Here is an 8556-nt window from a genome sequence, read left to right as displayed (position 1 = left end):
TTCGGCACCGCACTCGGCGTCGCCCTGCTCGGCGCGCTCCTGTCCGCCGGGTACCGCAGCGCCATCGACGACCGGCTCAACGGCATTCCGCGAGGGGCCGCGGACACCGCCCGAGAAGGCATCGCCAACGCCGTTGAAGTGGCGGGGAGCACCGGACCGTACGCGCACGACCTGGTCCACGCCGCCCAGCAGTCCTTCGTCGACGGCTGGAGGCAGGCCATGTGGGCAGGCGTCGCCGTCATGGGCGCGCTCTTCCTCTGCATCGTCCTCCGCGGCCCGAAGGACACGACACCCGCCGTCGCGGACGAGAGAGGAACCTCCGAGACGGTCGCCTCCCGATGACCACAGGAGAGGCGGACCCACGGCATGGGGACCCACGGCAAGCGGACCGCTCGAACTCGCACAGACGTTTCCTTTGGTAGGCGGAGTCCGGAAGAACAGTGCTGGACAGCCGGGCTGCCGACCTCGATGATCGACCGGTGACCGAGGACGAGATCGTGGATCGGGTCCGGGCCTACGCACGAGCCCATGAACTGCCGCCGCCCGCACCTCTACAGGCGGCCGCCGAGCTCGAGGCCATCGTGGGACACCCCATTCCGGTTCTGCTGCGCCGCTTGTACCTGGAGGTCGCCAACGGCGGTTTCGGCCCCGACGGAAGCATCCTGTCCCTGACCGACACGGGTGAGTGGTACAGCGACGAGGAGTCGCTGCTCCACCTCGTGCGTGGCTGGTCTCCGACCTCCGAGCCGGAGGTTCCGCTGCCGCTGCACGTGCCGCCGCTGATGACACTGGGCTGTGCGATCTGGTGGCACGTCGACTTCAGCACACCGGAGGGCCGTATGTGGGGATGGGATCCGAACGGGCGCTGCGAACGCCATCGGTTCTTCGTCGAGCGGTTCACCCTGGTGCAGTGGCTCGCGGACTGGCTGGAGGGCAACCGCACCTTCCCGGAGCCGCCGCCTGTGACGGACTGTCCCGACTGCTGAAGGACCGCTCCATCGGGCCCGGCTGCCCCGAGCGAAGCCCGGCAAGACAGTGGGCCGGGCCGAACACGGGCACCGTCCCGAGCGCCTCCTGAGCGACCTGACCGTCCATGCCGGCGCGCAGTTGCAGGACGACATGGCGATGGTCGCGGTGCGCCGCCGTCGCGCCGGACCACCGTCGGGACTTCGCCGTCCCGCTACCACGGCTCGCGGGTGGTGACCGTCGCGTGCGGCGTGCTGTTGGTTGTGGGCCACGGCGGTACGTGGAATTGCCCTCTGGGTCAACACCGTTGCGTTGCTCCGCCGATGTCCCGCCGCGATCCGGGGGCGTGTGCGGCACCCCGTGGCCACGCGCCGCGTTCCGAGGGCACGGAGACGGGAACGACCGCTTGCGCGAATCGTTGACATGACCCTGCCTTGTGGCTAACTTCGCGAAGAGCTCCCGTCCGTGCCCCCAGGTGCTCGTGGCCCCGGGGCTCCGTCACCGCGTTCGTATCGCCAGTGCCGCGGCAACGTTCACTCCGTCGCGGCGCCCGGCACGCACTCTCGCCACACCGGCCGGAAGTGCAAGTACGTCCCGTACGAGGACTTCCGGCCGGTCCGCAGACTCCGGCCGGGGGACCCCCAGAACACGCACCGGACGCCGCTCCTCGAAGGGCAAACGCTGCCTGCCGCGGTATTGGGCGCCCCGTCCCAGTGATGAGACAACGTTGTCAATCCCGGCCGTGGCCCGAGCGTCTGGTTTTTGACCGGAAGGCAACGTTGTCAAGTGCCGCTTCCTGCTTCCGAGTAGAGGAGAACCCGTGATGAAACGACTGCCGAGACAGCCCGGAAACACCGCGATCGGCTTATTTGCCGCTGCCGCGCTGGCCGCGGCCGGCTTGTGCGCACCCGCGTCAGCGGCCGAGAAGGCCGCGCTCGTCACGTCACCCGCCACTGTGGTCAACCCGTTCATAGGGACGTCGAACCAGGCGGACGACTTCCCCGGGGCCGACGTGCCGTTCGGCATGGTGCAGTGGAGCCCGGACACGCCGTCGCGTCCGTCCGGCGGCGGATACGAGTACAACGACTCGTCCATCACCGGCTTCAGCCTCACCCATATCGCCGGACCCGGCTGCGGCGCCGCCGGCGACATACCCGTGCTGCCCACGGTCGGCACCGTCAACACCGGTGCGACAGACGCGTTCTCGCACGCCAACGAGTCGGCGTCGGCCGGCTCCTACAAGGTCGCCCTCAACAACCAGGTGACCACCGAGCTGACCACCACGACACGCAGCGGCATGGCGCGCTTCACCTTCCCCTCGAGCAGCCAGGCCAACCTGATCTTCAAACTCACCGGAAGCCAGAACGGCGCCACCTCGACGCAGTTCACCAAGGTCTCGAACACCGAGGTGAGCGGCCAGGTCACCAGCGGCCGCTTCTGCGGCGCGGGGAACACGTACAGCGTGTACTTCGACATGGTCTTCGACCAGCCGTTCACCTCGCAGGGCGCCTCGGTCGCGAAGACGCCGGCCACCATCACGGCGAAGCCCGGCACGGCGTCCAAGAACGCCGCCGAGAAGCCCAACAAGCCGGTACTTCACGGCAAGTCCCTCTCCGCGACGGCCCCGAAGGCGGCCAAGGGTGCCGCGTCCCCGAACGCCGCCGCCTCCAACGGCTACGTCACCTTCAACACCACCGCCAACCCGGTGGTGCAGGCCAAGGTCGGCATCTCCTACGTCTCGGTAGCCAACGCGACGGCCAACCGGGCCGCGGAGAACACCGGGTGGGACTTCAACGCGACGCGCACCGCCGCGCAGAACGCCTGGAACAGCGCACTCGGCAAGATACAGATCGCCGGCGGGACGGCCGCACAGCAACAGAGCTTCTACACCGCGCTCTACCACTCGCTGCTGCACCCGAACGTCATCAGCGACACCAACGGCCAGTACTACGGCTTCGACGGCAGAACGCACACCGTGGACACCGGCCACCGAGCGGCGTACGCCAACTACTCCGGCTGGGACATCTACCGCTCGCAGGCCCAACTCGAAGCCCTGGTCGCCCCCCAGGTCGCCTCGGACACCGCGCAGTCGATGGTCGACGACTACGCCCAGACCGGAGTCTTCCCCAAGTGGTCGGAGAACAACGGCGAGTCCTACGTCATGGTGGGCGACCCGGCGGACGCCATCCTCGCCGACTACTACGCCTTCGGCGCCCGGGACTTCGACACCACGACCGCCCTGGCCGACATGGTCAAACAGGCGAGCACGGCCAACAATGACCGGCCGGGCTTGAACTACCTGAACTCACCCGGATACATGCCGCACGACGGCAGTTACGGCTGCTGCAACTTCTACGGCCCGGTGGCCACCACGCTGGAGTACAACACCGCCGACTTCGCGATCTCCGCGATGGCCGGGGCACTCGGTGACACCGGCAACCAGAGGACGTACGCCAACCGTGCGCAAGGCTGGCGCAACGTGCTCAACCCGGCCTCCGGCTTCGTCGAACCGCGCAACGCCGGCGGTTCCTGGACCGGTGGCTTCGACCCCACCAGCGGTACCGACATGGTCGAGGCCGACTCCTGGATCTACACCGGGATGGTGCCGTTCAACGTCGGCGGCCTGGCACGGGCCAAGGGCGGCAACACGGCGATGAACCACTATCTGGACACCGTGCTGCGCAGTTACACCGGTGACAAGGGCTACGCGTGGGTCGGCAACGAACCCAGCATCGAACTGCCCTGGGAGTACGACTACACCGGCCAGCCCTACAAGACACAGGGCACCGTCCGGGCGATCCAGGACCAGATCTGGGCGAACACCCCAGGCGGCCTGGCCGACGGCAACGACGATCTCGGCGCGATGAGCGCCTGGTACGTGTGGTCCGCACTCGGCATGTACCCCGAGACCCCGGGCACCTCCGACCTCGCCCTGGGCTCCCCCCTGTTCACCCAGGCCGTGGTCACACTCCCGTCGGGCAGGACGCTGACGGTCAATGGCAACGGCGCGGCCGACAACGCCCCCTACGTGCAGTCCGCGGCGTGGAACGGCACCGCCTGGAACAACGCCTACGCCCCCACCGCGGCGATCACCGCCGGCGGCACGCTGGACTTCACGCTCGGCACCACCGCCAACACCTCCTGGGCGACGGCCGCTTCAGCGGCCCCACCCTCCTACGCCGGTGACACCACGGCCCCGGCCTCGCCCCGCATCGGCACCATCACCGCCGCGGTGGCCGCGAACCTGTGCGTGGACGACGCCAGCTCCTCCACCACCGACGGCACCCACGTCCAGATCTGGGGCTGCAACAACACCTACGCCCAGGACTGGATCGTCGCAGGCGACGGAACGATCCGCACCCTCGGCAAATGCCTGGACGCCGACCACAGCGGAACCACCAACGGCACACTGGTCCAACTATGGACATGCAACGGCAGCGGAGCTCAGCAATGGACCACGGGCGCCAACGGATCGCTGGTCAACCCCCAGTCCAAGCTGTGCCTGGACGACCCCAACTCCAGCACCACGAACGGCACCCAACTCCAGCTCTACAGCTGCAATGCCTCAAGTGCCCAGAACTGGAAGCTGCCGAGCTGAGCCACGGCCACCGGTAGCCCCAGCGCCGCCAGGCGACTTCAGCGCATCGCCTCCGTGTGTCCCGACCGCCCGGCCGGGACACACGGAGGTACGTCCCGGCGTGACGTCCGCGCCGGTCAGGTCACTCGGGAGGTCCCGGCGGGCGGGACACGGGTGCGGTTGCATCGGGGTCGGCGGGGTCGGTGTGATCCACGCGAACCGGCCGCCCTGCGGGTCGGCCACCTTGGCCATGTGGCCGTCCATCATGCCGAAGGGCGGGGCGAGGACGGTGTGGTCGGCCGGGACCAGGGCGTCCACGGTGAAGTCGACGTCCCCTGCCCCGGCTGCCGGAAGCCCGGCCCGGGGAAAGTCGTGAGCCCGCGCGACGCGTGCCCGGACACCGGGCCGGCCCGGCTCTCCCGCGGCCAGGCCCGCGCTCTGCTCGATGAGTACATCGTCGTCGGCGGAGAGCGGGCACGGGCCGGGACCTGCACGGATACCGTCATTGCGGCCTCACGCACCTGGGCGAGCAGGGCGTGATTACGCGGCGTCGTGGAAGACCAGGGCCAAGGTGTGCCGGTGTCCTGTGCGGACCGCCGAGACGCCGTGCCGGACCGGGGCCGCCGACCAGCCGCGCGCGGAGCGCACGGGACGGTCGCGGGTGGTGAACAGATAGCCGTGGCCCTGCGGGAGCACGGTGGCGGTGCCGCGGGACTGGGCCCGGGGGCGCTGCTCGACCAGCAGGAACTCCCCGCCGGTGTGGTCGGTGCCGGGCCGGTCCAGGTTGATCACGACTTGCAGCGGGAACACCAGGTCGCCGTACAGGTCGCGGTGCAGCGCGTTCCAGTCCCCGGCGCCGTAGCGCAGCAGGATCGCGGTGGACTTGGTCTGCCCGGCCGCGTGGCACATCTCCAGCCACTCCTGAAGGGTGTCCGGCCACGGCGCGGGCCGGCCCAGCCGGGCCCACCAGGTGCGGGCGATCGGCAGCAGCCGCGGGTACAGGGCCTGCTTGAGCTGCTCGACCGGCTCGGGGTAGGGGGCGTGGAAGTACTTGTACTGGCCCTGTCCGAAGCGGTGCCGGGCCATGTCGACGGTGGACCGGAACACCTCGGGCCGCTCGTACAGGGCCCTGATCCGTCCGGCCTCGGCGGGGGTGAGCAGCCGCGGCAGGAGCGCGCCGCCGAACGCGTCGAGCTCGCTGCCCACCGCATCCCAGTCCGCGGCATCGACCCGGCCGGCCCACTGGCCGGCCGCGGCGGTGTCCACGCCGTGCCGGGTCCTGGGCGTCGTCGCCGGGGCGGTCATGCCGCGGCCTCCAGTTCCAGGAGGGCCGTCTTGGCTTCCAGGCCGCCGATGTAGCCGCCCAGACTTCCGTCGGTGCGCAGCACCCGGTGACACGGCACCACCACGGGCAGCGGGTTGGTCGCGCACGCCGTGCCGACCGCCCGCACCGCCTTGGGATTGCCGACCAGCTCGGCCACCTGCCGGTAGCTGCGGGTCTGGCCGTAGCCGATCTCCGGCAGGTGCTGCTGGACCAGCCGGCGGAACCCCCGGGACAGCGACAGGTCCAGCGGCAGGTCGAACGTGCGGCGGCGGCGCTCGAAGTACTCCTCGACCTCCCGGGCCGCCTGGTCCAGCCGGCCCGGGGAGTGCAGGATCCGCGGGCTGAGCTTGTCCGCCAGGGCCTGCAGGACCAGGTCGTGGTCCTCGCTGGCGTAGGCCACGCGCACCAGGCCCTGGCCGGTGGCCGCCAGCAGCAGGCGGCCGACCGGGGAGTCGATGACGGTGTACGCGACGTCGATCACGCCGACGGCCTCGGCCTCGCGCTCCAGCCGACGATGCAGCTGGGCCAGGGTCTCGGGGTCGACGGGAGCCGACAGCATGGCCAGGACGTCACCATCGGGCAGGCCGCCGCTCAAGTAGTCGCTCATGTGGATGCTCCTCTCGTCTTCGCGCCCGGATAGTTTTTCCGCAGATTCTTCAAGCCGTCCGCCGCGGCACGCCGCGCCGCCTCCACGCTCCCGCCCAGGACCGCCGCGATCTCGTCGTACGGCATCCCCGCCAGGTAGCGGAACGTCACCGCCTGCCGCTGCTTGCCCGGCAGCCGGCCCACCTCCTCCCACAGGTCAGTGTCCCCTGCCTCCGGCACGCCCAGCGGGCTGGGCGACTCCGGCAGCTCTGCCACCGGCAGCGGCTGCCGACCGGCGGCCCGCAGCACGTCGATCGCCTTGCGCCGCGCGATCGTCACCAGCCACGCCTCCACGTTCGCCGTCCCCGCCAACTGCGGCCAGGCCCGCATCGCCGACAAAAACGTCTCCGACCAGGCGTCATCGGCGTCGTGCGTCCCCAGCAGAGCCCGACACACCCGCAGCACCGTGGCGCCGTGCTGCTCGACGATCTTCTCGAACGGTTCCCTCATGCTCATCCTGTCGCAGAGACGGCAGACCCGACGTGGACCGAGCCCTCAGGGCAACATCGGCCTGGCCCATACCGCCGCCGGCCTTTCGTCGGCCACCGGAACCCGGACACCGGAGGCCTCCGGCGCCGGACGTCGCGCGTGCTCGGCGAAGTACAGCCCGGTGACCGCCTGGTCGCGCGCCACGATCGTGACGTCGCCCAGCGCGGTGTCCACCACCACGTGTCTGCAGAACATGTTCGCCTCGCCTCCTCGTACAGCCATTTCACCTGGAAGACGGCGGGGCCACCGCAAACGTGAGATCCGACGTCAGCCATCGGGCGTCTGGCCATGAGGGTGATCGCGGCTTTCCGTCGGCCGCCGTCTTCACATCGGCGTCGTCGAAGACGTCCTCATGCTGATCCGCTACGGGTTGAAGGGCCTGCCCGACGGGGTCTGGCCGCGAACGCTGGACCATGCGCCGGAAGCGCGCCATGAACGCCTTCGACCTGGCCTTCGACGGCAGCCTCACCACTGGCCAACTCCATTCACACCAAACCCAGTTTCACCGCTCGCTTTACAGACCCTTCCATTGCGTGAAGCTCGTTGAACACGTAGGCGATGGAAGCGTCCCCTGAGAAACCGCCTGCCTCACACCGCGGTAGTGGGTCGGTCGTCTGCGTGAGTGTGTTCGGCCCAGATGGTCTTGCCGTGGTGGCTGTGGCGGGTTCCCCAGCGTTCCGCGAGTTGCGCGACGATGAACAGTCCGCGCCCGTTCTCGTCGAAGGTGCGGGCCCGGCGCAGGTGGGGCGAGGTGCTACTGCCGTCGGCGACCTCGCAGACCAGGCTGCCGGCGTGGTGGATCAGGCGCAGCTGGATGGGAGGTTGTGCGTGACGGATGGCGTTGGTGACCAGTTCACTGACGATGAGTTCGGTGGTGGGGGCGGCGTCCGTGAGGCCCCAGGAGGCCAGTTTCTCCGCGATGTGGTCGCGGGCGCGGGAGACGGCGGCCGGATCGGCCGGCAGATCCCAGGTGGCGACGGTACGGGTGTCCAGGGCGTGGGTGCGGACGGCGAGGACGCCGAACTGAGCATGGGGCGCGTGCAGCAGGGCTTCGACGGCGCACCGGCAGGTGGCGTCCAGGGAGGACTGGGGCCGGCCGAGCGCCCAGAGCAGCTCCTTGTCGCCGGAGTCCTGCGCGCCGGTGCCCGAGTGGGTGTGCAGCACGAGCACGCTGCCTTCGGGGAGGTCTGTCTCGGTGGATTCGAACGGCAGGTCCGTCTGTCCCAGGGGTGGGCCTTCGCGCAGGTCGACGGATGTGACCGTGCCGTCGGGTGCGATGACGGCGGGCGGGGGACTACCGGCGCTTGCGAGTGTGCAACGGCAGGAGGCGGGATCGTAGACGGCGTACACGCATTGGGCGCTGACGGTGCCGGGGCCGGTGCCGGAGGTCCGGGTGTCGTGACTGGGGCGGACGTCGGGCCGCAGCCGGGCGAGGACGTCGGCGAGATGGGTGAGCAGTTCCTCCGGCTGCAGGTCGACGTCTGCCAGGGTGCGTACCGCGGCGCGGAGTTCGGAGGCGGTGGCGTCGGCGTCCGGTCCGGCCACGGCACCGGCG

7 protein-coding genes and 2 pseudogenes are annotated in these 8556 nt (G+C 70.0%); 4 read left to right on the top strand and 5 right to left on the bottom strand.

Annotated elements, in window-relative coordinates:
* The 4 genes and pseudogenes from ABZV34_RS35460 to ABZV34_RS35445 all read left to right on the top strand — a co-directional run.
* Positions 1 to 342, top strand: a pseudogene (locus tag ABZV34_RS35460) (MFS transporter); the annotation flags it as partial.
* Between the two features lie 137 nt (positions 343 to 479).
* On the top strand, positions 480 to 986 hold the full coding sequence (locus ABZV34_RS35455; protein WP_356286150.1) for an SMI1/KNR4 family protein: 507 nt from the start codon (positions 480 to 482) through the stop codon (positions 984 to 986).
* An 803-nt stretch (positions 987 to 1789) separates the two neighbouring features.
* Positions 1790 to 4564: a lectin gene (locus ABZV34_RS35450; protein WP_356286147.1), complete on the top strand. Its 2775-nt coding sequence runs from the start codon at positions 1790 to 1792 to the stop codon at positions 4562 to 4564.
* A gap of 327 nt (positions 4565 to 4891) precedes the next feature.
* Positions 4892 to 5079: pseudogene (locus ABZV34_RS35445) on the top strand (site-specific integrase); the annotation flags it as partial.
* Positions 5080 to 5083: 4 nt separating this feature from the next.
* Here the strand turns inward: ABZV34_RS35445 and ABZV34_RS35440 are convergent.
* The 5 genes from ABZV34_RS35440 to ABZV34_RS35420 form a co-directional block, all read right to left on the bottom strand.
* Positions 5084 to 5848 (bottom strand): 2OG-Fe(II) oxygenase, encoded by a 765-nt coding sequence (locus tag ABZV34_RS35440; protein WP_356286144.1) that lies wholly within the window; start codon positions 5846 to 5848, stop codon positions 5084 to 5086.
* Positions 5845 to 6474, bottom strand: a complete 630-nt coding sequence (locus ABZV34_RS35435; protein WP_356286141.1) for a methylated-DNA--[protein]-cysteine S-methyltransferase — start codon at positions 6472 to 6474, stop codon at positions 5845 to 5847. The genes ABZV34_RS35440 and ABZV34_RS35435 overlap by 4 nt, the downstream gene beginning before the upstream one ends.
* Complete coding sequence (locus ABZV34_RS35430; RefSeq protein ID WP_356286139.1) at positions 6471 to 6962, bottom strand: sigma-70 family RNA polymerase sigma factor; 492 nt, start codon at positions 6960 to 6962, stop codon at positions 6471 to 6473. Before ABZV34_RS35430 ends, ABZV34_RS35435 begins: the two co-directional genes overlap by 4 nt.
* A gap of 45 nt (positions 6963 to 7007) precedes the next feature.
* A complete protein-coding gene (locus ABZV34_RS35425) occupies positions 7008 to 7196 on the bottom strand; it encodes a hypothetical protein (protein ID WP_356286137.1) in 189 nt (62 codons plus the stop codon).
* Positions 7197 to 7589: 393 nt separating this feature from the next.
* Positions 7590 to 8556, bottom strand: a 967-nt coding sequence (locus ABZV34_RS35420; protein WP_356286134.1) for an ATP-binding SpoIIE family protein phosphatase, incomplete at its 5' end; no start/stop codon positions are given.

This window comes from Streptomyces sp. NPDC005195 (genome assembly GCF_040608315.1).
GTDB classification, from domain to species: Bacteria; Actinomycetota; Actinomycetes; order Streptomycetales; family Streptomycetaceae; genus Streptomyces; species Streptomyces kaempferi.
The sequence above is the reverse complement of the archived record's forward strand: the minus strand, read 5'-3'. Positions and strand labels throughout refer to the sequence as shown.

Excerpts from the sequence above, each read along its gene's own strand:
- ABZV34_RS35450 (WP_356286147.1), top strand. The coding sequence starts at position 1,790 with ATGAAACGACTGCCGAGACAGCCCGGAAACACCGCGATCGGCTTATTT.
- ABZV34_RS35425 (WP_356286137.1), bottom strand. The coding sequence starts at position 7,196 with ATGTTCTGCAGACACGTGGTGGTGGACACCGCGCTGGGCGACGTCACG.
- ABZV34_RS35440 (WP_356286144.1), bottom strand. The coding sequence starts at position 5,848 with ATGACCGCCCCGGCGACGACGCCCAGGACCCGGCACGGCGTGGACACC.
- ABZV34_RS35435 (WP_356286141.1), bottom strand. The coding sequence starts at position 6,474 with ATGAGCGACTACTTGAGCGGCGGCCTGCCCGATGGTGACGTCCTGGCC.
- ABZV34_RS35430 (WP_356286139.1), bottom strand. The coding sequence starts at position 6,962 with ATGAGGGAACCGTTCGAGAAGATCGTCGAGCAGCACGGCGCCACGGTG.